At 59.8% G+C, this 18,203-nt stretch carries 14 protein-coding genes; 9 read left to right on the plus strand and 5 right to left on the minus strand.

What is annotated here, in order from left to right; genetic code table 11:
• Positions 1 to 3: 3 nt before the first annotated feature.
• Together I6L41_RS03260 and I6L41_RS03265 are read left to right on the plus strand one after the other, a co-directional pair.
• Complete coding sequence (locus I6L41_RS03260) at positions 4 to 1,263, plus strand: dicarboxylate/amino acid:cation symporter (RefSeq protein WP_005334018.1); 1,260 nt, start codon at positions 4 to 6, stop codon at positions 1,261 to 1,263.
• Between the two features lie 104 nt (positions 1,264 to 1,367).
• Positions 1,368 to 2,987 (plus strand): methyl-accepting chemotaxis protein, encoded by a 1,620-nt coding sequence (locus tag I6L41_RS03265; RefSeq protein WP_216961956.1) that lies wholly within the window; start codon positions 1,368 to 1,370, stop codon positions 2,985 to 2,987.
• Positions 2,988 to 3,054: 67 nt separating this feature from the next.
• Here I6L41_RS03265 and I6L41_RS03270 read toward each other — a convergent pair whose 3' ends face one another.
• A complete protein-coding gene (locus I6L41_RS03270) occupies positions 3,055 to 3,657 on the minus strand; it encodes a DUF924 family protein (protein WP_216961959.1) in 603 nt (200 codons plus the stop codon).
• A 252-nt stretch (positions 3,658 to 3,909) separates the two neighbouring features.
• Between I6L41_RS03270 and I6L41_RS03275 the strand changes: the two genes are divergently transcribed.
• The 3 genes from I6L41_RS03275 to I6L41_RS03285 all read left to right on the plus strand — a co-directional run bounded on the left by I6L41_RS03275 (position 3,910) and on the right by I6L41_RS03285 (position 6,892).
• On the plus strand, positions 3,910 to 4,050 hold the full coding sequence (locus I6L41_RS03275) for a hypothetical protein (protein WP_021231002.1): 141 nt from the start codon (positions 3,910 to 3,912) through the stop codon (positions 4,048 to 4,050).
• Position 4,051: 1 nt separating this feature from the next.
• Positions 4,052 to 4,972, plus strand: coding sequence for a DUF808 domain-containing protein (locus I6L41_RS03280; RefSeq protein WP_124929122.1), 921 nt, complete (start codon positions 4,052 to 4,054; stop codon positions 4,970 to 4,972).
• A gap of 123 nt (positions 4,973 to 5,095) precedes the next feature.
• On the plus strand, positions 5,096 to 6,892 hold the full coding sequence (locus I6L41_RS03285) for a M3 family oligoendopeptidase (RefSeq protein ID WP_216961963.1): 1,797 nt from the start codon (positions 5,096 to 5,098) through the stop codon (positions 6,890 to 6,892).
• A gap of 63 nt (positions 6,893 to 6,955) precedes the next feature.
• Here I6L41_RS03285 and I6L41_RS03290 read toward each other — a convergent pair whose 3' ends face one another.
• A complete protein-coding gene (locus I6L41_RS03290; RefSeq protein WP_019445490.1) occupies positions 6,956 to 8,362 on the minus strand; it encodes a nucleobase:cation symporter-2 family protein in 1,407 nt (468 codons plus the stop codon).
• Between the two features lie 505 nt (positions 8,363 to 8,867).
• Between I6L41_RS03290 and ycfP the strand changes: the two genes are divergently transcribed.
• Together ycfP and I6L41_RS03300 are read left to right on the plus strand one after the other, a co-directional pair.
• A complete protein-coding gene (ycfP, locus tag I6L41_RS03295; RefSeq protein WP_005334000.1) occupies positions 8,868 to 9,407 on the plus strand; it encodes an alpha/beta hydrolase YcfP in 540 nt (179 codons plus the stop codon).
• A gap of 74 nt (positions 9,408 to 9,481) precedes the next feature.
• Positions 9,482 to 10,774, plus strand: a complete 1,293-nt coding sequence (locus tag I6L41_RS03300) for an NAD(P)/FAD-dependent oxidoreductase (RefSeq protein WP_076492161.1) — start codon at positions 9,482 to 9,484, stop codon at positions 10,772 to 10,774.
• A gap of 84 nt (positions 10,775 to 10,858) precedes the next feature.
• On the opposite strand, the gene I6L41_RS03305 is transcribed toward I6L41_RS03300, so the two are convergent.
• From I6L41_RS03305 to I6L41_RS03315, 3 genes are all read right to left on the minus strand, one after another.
• On the minus strand, positions 10,859 to 11,500 hold the full coding sequence (locus tag I6L41_RS03305) for an energy-coupling factor ABC transporter permease (protein ID WP_216961966.1): 642 nt from the start codon (positions 11,498 to 11,500) through the stop codon (positions 10,859 to 10,861).
• 88 nt (positions 11,501 to 11,588) lie between these two features.
• A complete protein-coding gene (pflA, locus tag I6L41_RS03310) occupies positions 11,589 to 12,386 on the minus strand; it encodes a pyruvate formate lyase 1-activating protein (protein WP_139734243.1) in 798 nt (265 codons plus the stop codon).
• Between the two features lie 65 nt (positions 12,387 to 12,451).
• Entirely contained in the window at positions 12,452 to 15,388 is a 2,937-nt protein-coding gene (locus I6L41_RS03315) for an EAL domain-containing protein (protein WP_216961969.1), read from the minus strand.
• Positions 15,389 to 15,523: 135 nt separating this feature from the next.
• Here I6L41_RS03315 and I6L41_RS03320 point away from each other — a divergent pair, with 135 nt between their 5' ends.
• The gene (locus I6L41_RS03320) at positions 15,524 to 17,212 is read left to right on the plus strand and encodes an FAD-dependent oxidoreductase (RefSeq protein ID WP_216961972.1); all 1,689 of its coding nucleotides are present in this window, start codon (positions 15,524 to 15,526) and stop codon (positions 17,210 to 17,212) included.
• A 214-nt stretch (positions 17,213 to 17,426) separates the two neighbouring features.
• Positions 17,427 to 18,086 (plus strand): DedA family protein, encoded by a 660-nt coding sequence (locus I6L41_RS03325; RefSeq protein ID WP_216961974.1) that lies wholly within the window; start codon positions 17,427 to 17,429, stop codon positions 18,084 to 18,086.
• The last annotated feature ends 117 nt before the right edge of the window (positions 18,087 to 18,203 follow it).

An 18,203-nucleotide genomic window follows, 5' to 3' on the forward strand; every position in this document is an offset into this window, starting at 1 on the left:
CCCATGAAAATGAATAAACTGACGGTCGCCATCCTCATCTCCATGATGTTTGGCATCCTCACCGGCCAGGGCTATCGGATGTTTGCCGCAGATCAGGCTGCGGATTTCGCCAATAACATCACGATCCTGACCGATATCTTCCTGCGACTGATCAAGATGATCATCGCTCCCTTGGTCTTCACCACCCTGGTGGTCGGTATCGCCAAGATGGGCGACACCCGCACCGTGGGTCGTATCGGTGCCAAGACCCTCGGCTGGTTCATGCTGGCCTCCCTGATGTCCCTGAGCCTGGGTCTGGTGATGGTGACCCTGATGCAGCCGGGTGTGGGGCTTTCGCTCTCCCTGCCCAATGACACCGCCAGCTCGGGCATTGCTGCCGGTGCCATTACCCTGAAAGATTTCGTGACCCACGCCATTCCCAAGAGCGTCGTAGAGGCGATGGCCACCAACGAGATCCTGCAGATCGTGGTCTTCTCCCTCTTCTTCGGTCTGGCTGCCGCCGCGCTCGGCGATCTGGCCAAGCCGGTAGTGGTGCTGATGGCCAGCGCTGCCGAGATCATGCTGAAAGTGACCGGCTACGTGATGAACTTTGCGCCGTTCGCGGTGTTTGGCGCCATCGCCGCCATGGTAGCCAAAGAGGGGCTGGGTATTCTGGTTACCTACGGCAGCTTTATGGCCCAGTTCTATATTGCGCTGGCCTGTCTCTGGCTGCTGCTGATCGCCATGGGCAGCGTCTTCCTGCGTGGTCGCGTCATCAAACTGCTGGCGATGATCCGCGAGCCCATCCTGCTTGCCTTCTCGACTGCCAGCTCCGAAGCCGCCTATCCGAAGACCCTGGATCGTCTGGAGAAGTTCGGTTGTGACAAGCGCATCGCCAGCTTCGTGCTGCCTATGGGTTACTCCTTCAACCTCGACGGCTCCATGATGTACTGCACCTTCGCGGTGATGTTCATCGCCCAGGCGTATGGCATCGAGCTCTCCATGGCCCAGCAGATCACCATGCTGCTGCTGTTGATGGTCACCTCCAAGGGGATGGCCGGGGTGCCGCGCGCTTCTCTGGTGGTGATTGCCGCTACCCTGAACCAGTTCCATATTCCGGAAGCGGGCATCCTGCTGCTGCTGGGGATCGACCACTTCCTCGACATGGGCCGCTCAGCCACCAACGTGCTGGGCAACGCCATCGCCGCCAGCGTGGTCGCCAAGACCGAAGACAGTCTGGGTGAAACCGTCGCGCTGGGCGAGAGTGAGCCAGCCAAAGCCTGATCACAACGCCATGAAAAATAAACAACAACGGCCCGCCAATGCGGGCCGTTGTTGTTTATGGCTCGTCTACACTGCTAGATAGTTTCCATCTGGAGTGTACGGTTATGAATATTGCTCGTCGACTGCAACTGATCGCGCTGCTGGTGATGCTGACGCTCATTTTTCTCAGTTGGTTCAGTATCAATCGCCTTGGGGCAGGCAACCGTGATTTGAGCTATGTGACGGACAATACGGTGCCCAGTATTTCGCTGATTACGGAAGTGCAGGCCGATTTCTATGAATTGCACTCGCTGGTACAAACGCATGTGCTCAATACCGACTCAAGCAGGATGCAGCAGATTGAAACGGGTATCACCGAGATACGGGGACAAATCAATTCGCTGCTCGACAAATATAAGGCAGAGATGCTCTCCAATGATGAAGATCGGCGCCTGACTGACGATGATCAACGCATTGTCGCGCAATATTATCAGGAGATAGACAAGGTTCTGCAGCTCTCTCGCCAAAACAAGAATGATGAAGCCAGAGACATGCTGGCGGGAGAGGCATACGGACTGTTCAAGCAATTTGCCAAGGCAATCGAGCTTCACGTCAACTTCAATATGGATTTGGGACTGGCGCTCAAGAAGCAGGGTCAGGAGAACTACGACAACAGCCTGCAAACCCTGTTGTTGATCGCCGGTGGTGCCACCGTGCTGACGATGGTGCTGTTTGTCTGGTTGTTCAATCAGGTGGCCAATCCCCTTCGCACCGCCATGGATACCCTGACCCGGATCCAGCGCGACCTCAACTTTACCCTGAGAGCTGATGTGAAACAGCAGGATGAGATTGGCCTGACCCTCAATGCGGTCAACCGGCTGCTCGATACGCTGCAACAGACATTTACCGAATTTTCCGTCGGCAGCTTGCAGATCAAGAGCACTGCCGAATCCCTCTCTCAGGCAGCGCAACACTTGGCCAGCTCGGCTAATCAGGCCAATGATGCCACCAGTCTGATAGCCGCCGGTGTGGAAGAGATGACGGTCAGCATCACAGATATCTCCCAGCGCACTCAGGAGACGAGCCGCATCACCAACGAGTCGGGGCAACTGGCGACCGAGGGGGGCCGGACCATCGAGCGCACCGTTCATGCCATCAACGAGATAGCCGACTCGATCCGGCAGGCCTCGGCCGAGGTCATTGCGCTGGGTGAGGGCATTTCGCGCATTGGCGGTGTGGTCAACGTGATCCGTGATGTGGCGGGGCAGACCAACTTGCTGGCCTTGAACGCGGCCATTGAAGCAGCGAGGGCCGGGGAGTCCGGCCGTGGCTTTGCGGTGGTGGCGGATGAGGTGCGCAAACTGGCGGAGCGGACGGCGCAATCCACCCAGGAGATCTCCGCCACGGTAGAGGCGATCCAGCAGGAGTCGAACAATACGGTCTCCCGCATGCATCTTGTGGAGGAGAAGGTGAGCCAGGGGGTCACCATGGCGACCGAGAGTGGCGCCATTATTGCCGAAATCCGCAGTGCGTCGCACCGGGTGATGGAGCAGGTGGGCGAGATCACCAATGCCATCCGCGAGCAGAGTTCGGCCGCCGAGTCGATTGCCCATCAGGTGGAGCAGATAGCTCAGGTCGTGCAGCAAACCAGCAGCACAGCAGAGGAGACCTCTGCCGCAGCCGAGGAGCTCAATGTCACCACCGAGAGTATCCACCAGCAGATATCCCGTTACCGCATTCAGTAATGCTGACGGTTGTTATCCATCTGCTATCCCCGCCAGCCAGCTGGCGGGGATTTTTTATATGACCTGCTTAGAAGCCTGAGCCCGGTTGCTGCAAAAATGCCGCCTCTTCCGGTGTGCTGGTGCGACCCAGAATGTCGTTTCGGTGGGGAAAGCGGCCAAAGCGTTCGATGATCACCTGATGACGACGGGCAAAGTCGGCAAAGCCCGCGAAGGTCGCCTGCGCCGGTGTGCCAGCCTGCTCGGCAGCGAGTGCCTCGAACAGGGCCACACTTCTGGCCTGCTGCTCCCGGGATTCGGCATGCTCCAGCGGCAGATAGAAGAAGACCCGCTCCAGTGGCGAGAGGGATTTGTCCGCCCCGATGGATAGCCCTTTCAGGCAGAGATCTCTGGCCAGCGGATCCTGGGCAAAGGCCGCAGGCGTGCCGCGATGGATATTGCGGGGCAGCTGGTCAAGCAGCAGGATCAGCGCCAGCCGACCGCTGGGAGCATCGGCCCAGTGGGCGAGGCTGCCCTTGGCTGCCGCCTCTGCCAGCTCGCCAAAGCGGCTGGCCAGCAGGGCATCCGTTTCGCTGCTTTTTCCCCACCAGAGCGGGGCTTGCCGTGTGGCCCGGAGAACGTCATCGGCTTCGTCGCCAAACCAGAGAGCGAGCAGAGGTTGCCAGGGTTGCATGGGAACTCCTTGAGGTGATTCAGAGGGAACCAGGAACAAATGGCTCAGGGGTGCTGCCGAAACGGCGGCTTCTCGTTACACTGTGCCATCTTTTACCCGAAAGACGTAACCCCCTGATGGCGAGCGCCGAATTCTTGGCTCGGCCGATGATGGCCTGCGATCGCCATGAGGTGGTCCTGTTGACCCTGGTGGTTATCGGGACGTAAACCTCTCTCCCGGGGGCTGTTCTCACTGATATAAGGAATCTTTGATATGGCCGGAACTAGTTTGTTGGCCCTGCTCGATGATATCGCCAGCGTGCTTGATGATGTGGCGCTGATGACCAAGGTCGTGGTGAACAAGCGCGAGACATTTTTCGGGAAGACGTTTCTCACTGATATAAGGGATCTTTGATATGGCTGGAACCAGTTTGTTGGCCCTGCTCGACGATATCGCCAGCGTGCTTGATGACGTGGCGCTAATGACCAAGATGGCGGCGAAGAAGACTGCCGGGGTGTTGGGGGACGATCTCGCCCTCAACGCGGAGCAGGTTTCCGGAGTGCGTGCCGAGCGGGAGCTGCCGGTGGTGTGGGCGGTGGCAAAGGGCTCATTTCGCAACAAGCTGATTCTGGTGCCCGCCGCCATCGCCATCAGTGCCCTGGTGCCCTGGCTTATCACGCCGCTCTTGATGCTGGGAGGCGCCTACCTCTGCTTTGAGGGGGCCGAGAAGCTGGCCCACAAGTTCCTGCCCCATGAGGCGAGTGAGGGTGAGGCACACACTGCTCCTATTCCCGATGATCTGGTGGCGTTTGAGCAGCAGAAGGTAAAGGGAGCGATCCGCACCGACTTTATTCTGTCGGCCGAGATCATCGTCATCGCCCTTGGCACGGTACAGGGAGCAAGCCTCGCGCTGCAGCTCTCGGTAGTGGCAGGCATCGCCCTGCTGATGACCATCGGGGTCTACGGGTTGGTGGGGCTGATCGTCAAGCTCGATGACATCGGTCTGCATCTGCTGCAAAAGCCCGATGGCAGCGCCCTGCGCCGCGCGGTGGGGCAGGGGCTGCTGGTGACGGCGCCCCGTCTGATGCACCTGTTGGCACTGGTCGGCACCATCGCCATGTTTATGGTGGGCGGCGGCATTCTGGTGCATGGCTGGCCTTTTGCTCATCACCTGATTGAAGGCGCAGCCGCTGTCGTTGCTACCCTGCCCACAGTAGGGGCCGTACTGGCGGCGGTGACGCCGACTCTGCTCAACGCCGTGGCCGGTGTGGTGGCGGGTCTGCTGCTGGTTGCCGTGATGACGCTGGTGAGCCGTCTTGCCCCGGCCAAGGGATAAGCGAGCTTGCGGGCCATTGTCTCTTTTTTCCTCTCTTCATTTTTTGGCCTTCGGGTTGCCCGGTGTCGGACTTGCTGCCCGCAGGTCTGTTGCGCCTCCCGATAAAGGCCTTTGCGAGAAGTTATGTATCAACAACAGTGGAATAACGACCATATCTACCCGGGCCTCGACAGCCCAGAGCTGGAAGCGGACATGCGCGCCGCCCGCCACGCGCTGGAAGAGCTGACCAGCTATATGGCGGGTCTGGACGGGGTACGCGACGATGCAGCTGCGCTGCTGGATTTCTTGCGGGAAGTGCGGCTGCGCGCCCGTGATATTCGCCATATCGGCTGGAACGTCGCCATTCTGGCCGCGTGCCGCGGCAGTCAGGATGCGCGGGATCCGCAGGCCAAACAGCTGGCGTCCCGTGCCCGCGCCCTTAATGCCGATCTGTTCAAGACGCTGGCGCCGGTGGAAGATCTGATGCTGGCGTTGCCGGAAGAGAAATTCGCCGCGCTGATGAGTGATCCACTGCTCGGTGAGGAGGCGTACCGCCTGCGCCACGAGCGTCGTTTGCAGGATCAGCGCCTGCCGGTGGCGGCGGAGCAGCTGGTGATCGGTCTGGGCACCGATGGCCTGCACGCTTGGGGCAACCTCTACAACGATCTGGTGGGCAAGATCCGCTTGACCATTGATGGCCGCGAGATGGGGCTGGCCGAGGCGAGCAATCTGCTCTCCAGCCCGATACGTGCGCTGCGTTTAGAAGCCTTTGATGCCATCAGCGCCGGTTGGGAAGGGGAGCAGGAGACGGTTGCCGCTATCCTCAATGCCCTCAACGGCTGGCGGCTGGAGCTGGCCCGTCAGCGTGGCAACACCCGTGTGCTCGATGCGCTGGATCTCTCCTGCCATCAGAGCCATATCGAGCGAGCCACCCTCGATGCCCTGATGAGCGAAACCTGGCGAGCCCGTGGGTTGGGTCAGCGCGCCCTGGGGCTGATGGCCGAGCGCCTTGGTCTCGACGATCTGGGGCCGGAGGATCTCTTTGCGCCGCCGCCTGCTTCCAGCAGCCGCGACATTCCTTTTGATGAGGCGATCGAGTTGATTGCCAATGCCTTTAGCCGTTTCGATCCCGAGATGGGGGCATTTGCCCGCATGATGGCCGAGAAGGGGTGGATTGATGCGGCGCCCACACCAAATCGCCGCACCGGCGCCTACTGCACCAAGTTTGCCGAACCGGTCGAGCCGCGGGTCTTCGTCACCTATGCCGGCACCATGGACAATGTCATTACCCTGGCCCATGAGCTGGGTCACGCCTGGCACAACTGGGTGATCCGCGATCTGCCGATGAGTCAGCGCAGCTACCCCATGACGCTGGCGGAGACCGCCTCCATCTTCGCCGAAACTCTGGTGCGCAGCGCCCTGTTCGAGCAGGCAGAAAGCCCCGAAGAGCAGTTGGCGATCGCCTGGGCCGAGGCCGACGGCGCGGCCACCTTCCTGGTCAATATCCCGGCTCGCTTCGATTTCGAGCAGGCCTTGGTGGCCGAGCGGGCGCAGGGTTATGTGTCGGCAGAGCGGCTCAAGGCGTTGACCGACGAGGCGTGGGGACGCTGGTATGAGGGGAGCCTGACCCGCTATCACCCCATGTTCTGGGCGGCCAAGGCGCACTTCTCCATCCCGGGGCTGGGCTTTTACAACTATCCCTATCTGTTCGGTTATCTGTTCAGCCTCGGGGTCTATCAGCAGTTGATGAGCCGCAAGGCGGCGGGGGAAGAGGGCATTGCCGAGGCCTATCGTGCCTTGTTGCGCGATACCGGCCGGATGAGCGCCGAAGATCTGGTAGCCAAGCATCTGGGGCAGGATATCCGTGAGGCCGCCTTCTGGCAGGGGAGTCTGGCACAAGTAGCGCAGGCGGTAGAGCGCTTCGCGCAGTTGCCTGCCTGATTGGGTCTGCGGTGATATGAACAACAGGCCCCCGGACAGTCTCGCTGTCCGGGGGCCTGTTTGTTATGCCTGCTCTTGCTGCGGTTTGATGGGACCAACGAACAGAGGACGGGTCTGGTGACTCAGATCCGGCTGATAGCCGTTGAAGAAGAGGTTGAGCAGCACCGAACTGATGGTGGCCAGCAGGATACCGCTATGAAAAAGCGGTTGTAGTTGCGCCGGAAGCTGCTGGAAGAAATTCCCGGAGACCGTCGGGATCATGCCAATTCCGAGACTGATGGCGACGATATAGAGGTTGTGACGGTTGCTGTTGTAATCGGTGCGCGCCAGGATGCGAATACCGGTGGCCAGTACCATGCCGAACATCACGATACCGGCGCCCCCCAGCACGAAGGGCGGGATGGAGGCGACCAGCACCGACATCTTGGGGATGAGGCCAAAGGCGAGCAGGATCCCCCCCGACATCACGCAGACCCAGCGACTCGATACCCCGGTCACGCTCACCAGACCGATATTCTGGGAGAAGGAGGTGTGGGGGAAGCTGTTGAATATCCCACCAATAATGGTGCCGATGCCATCCACCCGCAGCCCGCGTACGATATCACCGCGCCTGGCCGGATGGCCGACGATGTCGCCAAGGGCCAGAAACATCCCCATCGACTCGATAAAGGTGATGAGCATGATCACCGTCAGGGTGGCGATGGAGATAGGATCGAAGGTAGGCCAGCCGAAGGCGAAGGGCACTATGGGGGCAAACCAGGCTGCCTCGCCGAGGCCATCGAGGCTCACTTCGCCCATGGCGATGGCCACCACGAAACCGAAGATGATCCCGAGCAGCACCGAGATATTGCTGAAAAAGCCCTTGGTGAAGCGGGTCACCAGCAGGATAAAGACGAGCACCAGAAAGCTGGTGCCGATATAGCGCAGGCTGCCATATTCCGGATTGCCCTTCCCCCCTGCCATCCAGTCGATCCCCACCTGCATGATGCTGATCCCGATGGAGGTGATAACCACCCCGGTGACGACGGTGGGGAAGAGCGGCATCAGCCGACCTATCAGCGGCACCAGCAGGGTCGAGATGATACCGGCGGCGATGGTGGCGCCGAAGATGCCCGTCAGCCCCAGATCCGGGTTGGCTCCGATGGCCAGCATCGGCATCACGGCGGCAAAGGTGACCGACATGATGACCGGCAGCCGGATCCCGGCAAAGCGGCCAATCCCGACACATTGCAGCAGGGTGACGATGCCGCAGCAGAAGAGATCCGAACTGATAAGGTAGGAGATTTGATCCTTGGGCAGCCCCAGACTGCCGCCAATCACCAGCGGCACCGCCACGGCGCCGGCGTACATTACCAGCACATGTTGCAGGCCCAGGGTAAATAGTTGGCCCATGGGGAGCATGCGCTCCACTTCATCCACCGGGCGTTTGCGCGCACCCGGTCGGGGGGAGGGGGGATTGGTCTCGTTCATGAACAGATCACTCCTTGAAGCCCGCGCAACTGCTACAGGCAAGATAGTGAAAGCCGCAGCTTTCCCGGTCATTGATCTCGTGTATTGACAGAGGAGCCAGATCCCTCGGCAGTAGTGAGAGGGATCCGGTGCAGCACGGGTCAGTGCACAAAACATGCACAACGCCACTCACGAGAGAAAACGTTTGGCGATAACGCCTTGTTTTTGCGGGATGAGTCACATACCGGCCAGATAAGTGTCCGGCTGCTGGCAGGGGAAGGAGGTGAGGGCATCTCAGATTGGTAAGGGGTTTATCATTATCGGTCTGGCGATCTCACTTTGATAGCCTGGCACCATAACGTTGCTCGCAATGCGCCTCTCTGCATGTGACGGCGCTCGCGGGCCGCAGGGCGCAATCGGGGGCGGGGGCGTGATCCAAAGCAAGAAAGTTGGATGTTTTGGTGGCGCACGGGGCCGCCGCTGGGGTAGTTTCGATAAAACCGACACAGATCTTGAGGTCTTATCCATGATCATCTATCTGCATGGCTTTGATGCCACCAGCCCAGGCAATCACGAGAAAGTGCTGCAGTTGCAGTTTATTGATGATGATGTGCGTTTCGTGCACTACAGCACGGTTCACCCCCGTCATGATATGAGCCATCTGCTCAAGGAAGTGAAAAAACAGCTCGATATGAGTACCGATCCCAAACCGCTGATCTGCGGCGTGGGTCTTGGTGGCTACTGGAGCGAGCGGATCGGCTTTCTGTGCGGCATTCGCCAGGTGATCTTCAACCCCAATCTGCACCCCGAAGAGAACATGCAGGGCAAGATCGACCGGCCGGAGGAGTACGATGATATTGGTACCAAGTGTGTAACTGAATTTCGTAAGAAAAATTCAGGAAACTGCCTGTGCATCCTTTCCGTTCAGGATGAAGTGCGCGATAATCGGGACACTGAACGTGAATTGAAGAACTATTACGACATCGTGTGGGATGAGCGCGAGACTCATAAGTTCAAAAATATCTCGCATCATCTGCAGCGGATGAAGGCCTTCAAAGAAGCCTGATCCATCACGTCGACCGATTTCGTTTTAGGGAGCCAATGGCTCCCTTTCGTTTTGAGGAACCGAGGAAAATCATCATGATGAATATTGTCGTTGTAGGCGGCGGCGCCGGTGGCCTGGAGCTGGCCACCAGTCTGGGTCGCAAGCTTGGCAAGAAGAACAAGGCCAAGATCACTCTGGTCGATCGCAACCGCACCCACCTGTGGAAACCTCTGCTGCACGAAGTGGCCACCGGCTCCATGGATGCTGGCATCGATGCCCTGAGCTACCAGTCTCACGCCAAGAACCACGGTTTCGACTTCCAGCTCGGCACCCTGACTGACATCAAGCGTGACGATAAACGCATCGTGCTGGCCCCGATCCACGACGACAATGGCGACATCGTGGTCAACGAGCGCGAACTGCCCTACGACTATCTGGTGATGGCCATCGGTTCTGTCTCCAACGACTTCAACACCAAGGGCATCAAGGATCACTGTATCTTCCTCGATAGCCCCTCCCAGGCGCACCGTTTCCACAACAGCATGATGAACCGCTTCCTGCAGTTCGCCACCGAATATAAGCCGGGCGACAAAGTGAAGATTGCCATCGTTGGCGGCGGCGCAACCGGCGTTGAGCTCTCTGCCGAGCTCTACAATGCGGTCGAGCAGCTCTACGCCTACGGCTTCAAGAACCTCACCACCGACAGCCTGAAGGTGACCCTGGTGGAAGCGGGCCCGCGTATTCTGCCGGCCCTGCCGGAGCGCATCAGCGGCGCCGCTCATCAGGAGCTGGTCAAGCTGGGTGTGGACGTGCGTACCGCCACCATGATCACCGAAGCGACCGCCGAAGGTCTGCACACCAAGGATGGCGAGCTGATTGAAGCTGACCTGATGGTGTGGGCGGCCGGTATCAAGGCTCCGGATTTCATGAAGGATATCGCTGGTCTTGAGACCAACCGTATCAACCAGCTGGTGGTGAAAGAGACCCTGCAGACTACCCGTGACGAGAACATCTTCGTTATCGGTGACTGCGCAGCCTGCCCGCAGCCGGATGGCAAGTTCGTGCCGCCGCGCGCCCAGTCTGCCCACCAGATGGCCAGCCAGGCGTTCAAGAACATTCTGGCCAAGATGAACGGCGGCGAGATGAAGCCCTACCTCTACCACGACCACGGTTCGCTGGTTTCCCTCAGCCGCTTCTCCACCGTGGGCAGCCTGATGGGCAACCTGATGCGCGGCTCCATGATGGTGGAGGGCTACATCGCCCGTCTGGTCTACATCTCCCTCTACCGGATGCACCAGATCGCCCTGCACGGCTACGTCAAGACCGGCCTCATCATGCTGGTGGGTCGCATCAACCGGGTACTGCGCCCGACCCTGAAGCTGCACTAAGCCGGGATTTGGCATAATTCGGAATACCAAAAGGAGAGGCGATGGCCTCTCCTTTTTTATGGGCGCAGATCAGGAAAGAGAGCGTTACTTGCCCAGATAGGTGCGGTCGAAGAAGGTATTGACCCAGTGAGGGCGGTAGATGGCCAGCACCGTCATCGCCATGCCGTTGAGCAGAGCTTCGGGGAACAGCAGTAGTGGCCAGATGGAGAGGTAATCCGCCGTGATGGTGTGCCAGGGGTAGCTGTGACTTAGCCCCATCAGCAACGCACTGGCGGCCACCTTGACCGAGATGGTGATGGCGCCGCCGAGAAAGGCGGCCACGAAGATATAGACAAAGAGATGGCGCGGCAGCCAGGCCCAGCTGGCCAGAAACAGCAGCCAGCTGGTGGCTACCGGCAGGGCGATGCCCACCAGCGCCTGCCAGCCCAAATCGGCCAGATTGGTGACACCGAAGTAACCGAGCACCAGCAGGGTCAGGCAGGGGGCGAGCAGCGCCAGCCGCCAGCCAAGCAGCAGGGTGAGGGAGGTGAGCCCGAGAAAATGGACCTCCAGCCCCTCATGCAGACCGGCCCTTAGATACCAGAGCGGCACCAGCGCGATGGCGCTACCCAGCAACAGGTGCTGATAGAGGGGGTTGTCACGGAGGGTCTGCCACAGGGAGCGGCGCAGGCTGAAGGCCAGCAGTACCAGCCAGATCAGGAGGGCGGCGAGTTGTCCTTCACTCATCTTGTCGTCCATTTATGCAGTAGAGTCCGGGCGGCCTTCCCGACCGCCCCATAGCAGAGCAGGCTGACGAGTCAGCCTGCTTTTACCATCAATATTTGACGTTGTTGTGGTACTTGCCGAGGATGCCCTTGACCCGTTCCATGGTCTCTTTGCTGGGGGGCTTGATCCCGCTCAGCTCGTACGGGTCGCCCAGCACGTCCCACTTGTGTTTGCCGAGCTCGTGGTAGGGGAGCAGCTCCACCTTCTCCACGCTCTCGCCCAGCTCGGCGATAAACTGGCCCAGCCCTTCGGCGCTCTCGTCGTCGTCGCTCCAGGTCGGTACCACCACGTAGCGGATCCACATGGTCTTGCCTTTGGCTGCCAGATAGCGGGCAAACTCCAGGGTGTATCTGTTGCTGACGTGGGTCAGTGGAATGTGTTTCTCGTCATTGATCTGTTTGATGTCGAGCAGCACCAGATCGGTCTGGTCGAGCAGCTTGTCCACCTGTTCGTCGAGATGGCGGACGAAGCCGTTGGTGTCGAGACAGGTGTGGATCCCTTTCTCTTTGCAGGCGGTAAAGAGTTCGGTAATGAAAGCCGGTTGCAGCATGGCTTCACCGCCGGACGCTGTCACGCCACCGCCGGAGGCATTCATGAAGTGGCGATAGCTGGTGATGTCACTCATCAACTCCGGTACGGTCACTTCGCGGCCACCTTCGGTATCCCAGGTATCGCGGTTGTGGCAGTACTTGCAGCGCATCAGGCAGCCTTGCATGAATACGATAAAGCGTATTCCCGGGCCATCGACAGTGCCGCAGGTTTCGACGGAATGGATCCGGCCAACGGTGCCGTGAGTTCCGGCTGGCTGGCTGATTTCAACGGCAGGGATCCGATTAATGACAGACATAAACAACTCCAACGATTCGAGCAGGCCGTTATTTTATTACATAAACCCCTATTGATCCTACACCTTTAGTCCGGCGCCCGGCAGCCAAGCAGCTGCTCCAGTCCCTTGACGGTGAGCGGCCGACTGGTGAGAAACCCTTGATAATGCTGGCATCCCAGCGCTTTGAGGATAGTCAGCTGCGCTTCCTCTTCCACCCCTTCGGCGGTGACGGTAAAACGGAATACCTGGGCCAGATCGAGTATCGCCTTGACGATGGCTCTGTCCTGTTCGCTGTGTACCAGGGTCTGAATGAAGCTTCTGTCCAGTTTCACCTCGTCGGCGGGCAGATCCCGCAGATAGGCCAGCGACGAGTAGCCGGTACCGAAGTCATCAATGGAGATGAGGATGCCGAGCTCCTTGAGCTGGCGCATTCTGGCGATACTCTCCTGCCGATTCTCCAAGACTACCGATTCGGTCACCTCCAGCAGCAGGCGGGAGGGGGGCACACCGGTGTCGCGCAAGATGTACTCCACCTGTTGTACGAAGCCCTGGGTGTGGAACTGGCGAGCGCTGACGTTGACCGACAGATGGGGGATCTGCAGGCCACGGTTGAGCCAGAAGCTGTATTGGGCACAGGCGGTCTTCATCACCCAGTAGCCGATTTCGAGGATCAGGCTGGTCTCTTCGGCGATGGGGATAAACTCCCCGGGTGGCACCATGGTGCCGTCGCTGCGCTGCCAGCGCAGCAGCGCCTCGATACCCGACAGTGAGCCATTGTCGACCCGGTATTGCGGTTGATAGTGGAGTTGCAGCTCGTGATGACGCAGGGCATCGCGCAGCTCATTGGTGAGGGTCAGCCGGTTCTTCTCATGCTGGGCCATCGCCTCGGTAAAGAAGACGTAGTGGCCCTGACCGGCGCGCTTGGCCATGTGGGTTGCGGTGTCGGCCTGTTGCATCAGGACCAGATGATCCGTCTCGTTGCCGGAGAAGAGGCTGATCCCCACCGAGGCGCTGCAGTGCAGTTTGTGATCGCCGATGTCGAACGGGGTGCGAAACAGCCCCATCAGCTCGCGGGCGAAGTGCTCTGCCAGAATTTTGGCGGTGACTTCCCCTTGTCCCAGCTGGGTAAAGAGCAGGGCAAACTCGTCCCCCGAGATACGCGCCTGCACCAGATTGTCCTGGGGCAGCTCCCTGAAACGCTGCACCACGGCCTGCAGCAACAGATCGCCGCAGGCGTGACCGAGGGAGTCGTTGATCGACTTGAAGTTGTCGAGATCCAGCAGCAGCAGGGCGCCCCACTGGCCGTTGGGGGAGCTCAGGGTCTGCTGCAAAATATGGTTGAGGCTGCGGCGGTTGTGCAGACCGCAGAGATCGTCGTAGTAGGCGAGCTGCTCGATATGTCTGGCCGCCTCTTTTTCCTGGGTGATGTCGTAGAAGCTGCAGATAAAGTGGCTCAGTTCTCCCTGCTCATCCTTGACGCCGTTCACCATCAAGCGCACCGGAAAGAGGTGACCATCCTTGTGCAGGCAGCGCTCTTCCCCGAGCCAGAACTCCTGCTCGTTGACGGTGCGGCTGACATCCTCCTTGAGATGATCCCCGTAGTAGGTGGGACGCAGCTTGCGAATGGAGTGACCGATCACCTCTACCTCGCCAAATCCGGTGATCCGGCTGAAGGAGTGGTTGACCTTGAGGATGATGCCGTTGTGATCCATCACGATCAGCCCATCGTGGGTATTGAAGGCCACTTCCGCCAGCCGCAGGGCATCGTCGGTGGCGAGGCGCTTGATTTCGATGGCTGCCCGCTCGTGCTGGCTGCTCAACAGATCCAGCAGCTGCTCGGGCTCCTCAAGAGGGGTATCGAGCAGCAGGGTGATCTGGCCAATGGGGGCGCCGCTCTGGCCATGGAGCGGAATGCCGATGTAGGCGCTGGCATTGAGGGCAAGCAGCCGGGTCGCCTTGGGATAGCGCACGGGCAGATCTTCCACATAGATGGCCTGACCATGCTGGAACAGCTCCTGAGCGGGGCCGGGGTCGAGCTGGATGGGCTTGAGGGTGGAGCAGATCTCCTCGTTGATGACGCAGCGGGGGATGATCCAGAGATCCTGACCGCGGGGCTGGAACTCGCCGATCCAGCCCACCCGGGCACCGCTGGCGCTCATGGCCCAGCTTACCAGCGTCTTGCAGTAGTCGATGCCGGTCTGCTGGTGCAGCTCGGGCGGGAGGGCCAGCTCGGCGCGGTGCTCTTCCGGTTGCGGCTGCCAGTGACCGAGCAGTTGGGCGCTGCTGCGCACCAGCTGCAACATCTCCTCGCTAAGCGGGGTGGGATCGAGATACTCCAGACTCAGCACCCCGAACAGCTTGTCCTGCTCCAGCAGGGCACCATCAAGGCGTGAGCGCACACCGGCACTGGTCAGATAGAGGTGATTGCTCAGCATCGGCTGGTGGGCGGCCTCCGAGAAACTCAATGCTTTGCGGGTACGCAGGGCGCGGATATAGCGGCTGTCACCACGAATGGGGTAGAGCGCCTCGACCCCCAGGGTGAACACAGGGGTGAGTTGCTCGCTGCCGAGATCACCATTGGCCTGATAGTGCCAGAGGATGAGCCGATCGGCCCCCAAACTCTCTTTAAGGGCCTCGAGCAGGGGCGCATACTGTTGCTGGCTCGCCATCTGGCTGAGGCGCGGCAGTTGCAATGCCAGATCGGCGATGGGCTCCTGGCGAAGGTTCTGCAGACAGATGAGCCAGAAGCCATCCTGCTCGTGGGCGAGGGCGATATACCACAACTGGCTGGCAAAGCGCACGGTGATCTTGCCGCCATGGCCGTTGGCCAGCAGTTGTTCGATGGGCAGGCGCAGGGCATCGGGTAGCTGGGCAGGCCAGGGGGCGCGCGGCTCATCGAGCCAGTAGAGCGGGGTTTGCATCACGTCGGTCAGGGCGACCAGCCGTTGACTGCGCAGGTCCAGACGGAAAAAGAGTGGCGTCTGGGGGGCAGGAGGTAGATGACTGAGTGCGGTAGACGACATGAACAAACAACATCCTGTTAAGCAACCGTCGGGGTTGCAAGAATACTGCAAAATGGTGTGAAACAAAATTTCATTGAATTCTAAATTAGAAAACTCTAATTTATTGCCCATTATCATGTATGAGGAGTCTTGCAGATGAAACGGATCCTGATTATCGGTGGTGTCGCGGGGGGCGCATCGGCGGCGGCTCGTGCTCGTCGTTTGAGTGAAGAGGCAGAGATCGTGATGTTCGAGCGGGGCGAGTTTGTCAGCTTCGCCAACTGCGGTCTGCCCTATCACATCGGGGGCGATATCCCCGACCGGGATGCCTTGCTGCTGCAGACTCCCCAGAGCTTCAAGCGCCGTTTCAACGTCGATGTGCGGGTCTTCCACGATGTGATTGAGATCGACAAGGCGGGCAAGACCTTGCTGGTGCGCAACCTGCAAACCGGTGAAGAGCAGCGCGAGCATTACGATGTGCTGCTGCTGAGCCCGGGGGCGGCGCCGATCCGTCCTCCCTTCCCCGGTATCGACAGCCCCCATGTCTATACCCTGCGCAACATCCCGGACATGGATCGCATTTTGGCGGCCCTGCATCACGATCAGCCTCGTCATGTCACAGTGGTGGGCGGCGGCTTTATCGGGCTGGAGATGATGGAGGCGCTGCACCAGCGCAAGCTGGATGTCACCCTGCTGGAGCTGGCCGATCAGGTGATGGCGCCGGTGGACAAGGAGATGGCCAACATGCTCCATGCCCGCATCCGGGAAGAGGGGATCGACCTGCGCCTGCGCACCGGCCTCACCGCCATCGAGAGTCTGGATCTGTCAGCCGAGAAGACCTCCGCCGTGCCGACCGCCAACAGTGGTGGCCTGCGCCTGACCCTCAATGACGGCTCCCATCTTGATACCGGTCTCTTGATCCTCGCCATCGGCGTCAAGCCGGAAACCCTGCTCGCCGCCAAAGCGGGGCTGGAGCTGGGCCCACGGGGCGGCATCAAGGTTGATGCCGGGATGCGTACCTCGGATCCCTTTATCTACGCGGTGGGGGATGCGGTGGAAGAGATTGACTTCGTCACCGGCGAATCTGTGCTGATCCCGCTGGCGGGCCCGGCCAACCGGCAGGGGCGCATCGCCGCCGACAATATGCTGGGCCGAAGCGAAACCTACAAGAAGACCCAAGGGACCGCCATCTGCAAGCTGTTCGATCTGGCGGTGGCCAGCACCGGCCTCAACGAGAAGCGACTGGTGCAACTGGGATTGCCGTTCGAGAAAGTTTATGTCCATCCGGGCAGCCACGCCGGTTACTACCCGGGTGCCCATCCGGTCAGCCTCAAGCTGCTGTTTGCCCCGGATGGCAAGATTTATGGCGCCCAGGCCATCGGCAAGGATGGCATCGACAAGCGCATCGATGTGCTGGCAGTGGCCCAGCGCGCCGGTCTCACCGTGTTTGACCTGCAGGATCTGGAGCTCACCTATGCGCCGCCCTTTGGATCGGCCAAGGATGTGATCAACATGGCGGGTTTTGTGGCAAGCAACCACCTGAAGGGGGACACCCTGCTCTGCCACGTGGCCGAGGTACAGGCTCGTAACCCCCATCAGCTGGTGGTGGATGTGCGCAATGGCCCGGAGCTCGACAAGCTGGGCCGCATTCCGGGGGCGCTGCATATCCCCCTCGACGAGTTGCGTGGCCGCCTCCATGAGCTGCCCAAAGAGAAAGAGCTGCTGATCAGCTGTCAGGTCGGGCTGCGCGGCCATGTCGCCTGCCGCCTGCTGAGCCAACACGGCTTTAAAGTGAAGAATCTCTCCGGCGGCTTCAAAACCTGGCAGATGGCCACCGCCGAGTAACCGTTTTATTTCTGTGCCTGTTTGCCCCTCTCCCTTGTGCGTGCAAGATGAGGGGCTTTTTGTTTCTGCTTTTCGCCCTCCTTGCATTCCCTAATTGCAGCAATATTTCGACACACTTTATTTCCTGTGCCGGACAAAATTAACGTTTTGTTCAGGGGATGGGTGCTATAACCCCTGCCTCGTTCATGATGAACCGTGTAGTAGGGAGAGTGACATGCTGGATATGCTGATGGCCATTTGGCATCAGGATTTTGACGCCCTGGTTCAGATGCAGGCGGTACCCCTGCTGATCAGTTGCCTGATGCTGGTACTGCTGCTGGAGTCCGCATTCGTCTTCCTGCCCCTGCCGGGGGACAGCCTGGTACTGCTGGCCGGTGGGTTGGTGGGCATGGGTGTGTTTGGCCCCGAAGTAACACTTATTTATCTGCCGTTGGCTGCTGGCATAGGTTCCGTGCTGGCGTACTGGCAGGGACGGGCACTGCAGCGCACCCGCTTTATGGATCATATCGAACGGATGTTGCCTCCCGACAGCCTGCCCAAGGCGACCCGGCTGCTGAAAAAGTACGGTTTTCTGGCGATGTTCTCCTCCCGTTTTATCCCGTTCGTGCGGGTGCTGACCCCCATGTTGATGGGGATTGGCCGCCTGAGCGTGCTGCGCATGTGCGTGGCCAGCTTTGCCAGTGCCTTTATGTGGGCGCTCTGCCTCAGTTTGATGGGCAAACTGGCGATGAATACCCCCTTCTTCCTCCACCACAGCGAACTGTTGACCCGGGCCCTGCTCATTACCTCGCTGGTGCTGTTTCTGGCGGCCGTCATGGCCATCCTGTTTCGCTGGTTCAAAGGCGGAGCAAAAAACGAGACCAGCCACGACTAGATGACAACCCTTGCCGCACTGGATCAGTGGGCAAGGGGGTTCTCGTGCTGCAGGGGCGCGGAATTGTGCCCATTCGGGTAATGAGCTTTGTGTCGGGTGAGCAGGATGCCTTATCCT

Source organism: Aeromonas sp. FDAARGOS 1411, from assembly GCF_019047125.1.
GTDB lineage: Bacteria > Pseudomonadota > Gammaproteobacteria > Enterobacterales > Aeromonadaceae > Aeromonas > Aeromonas veronii.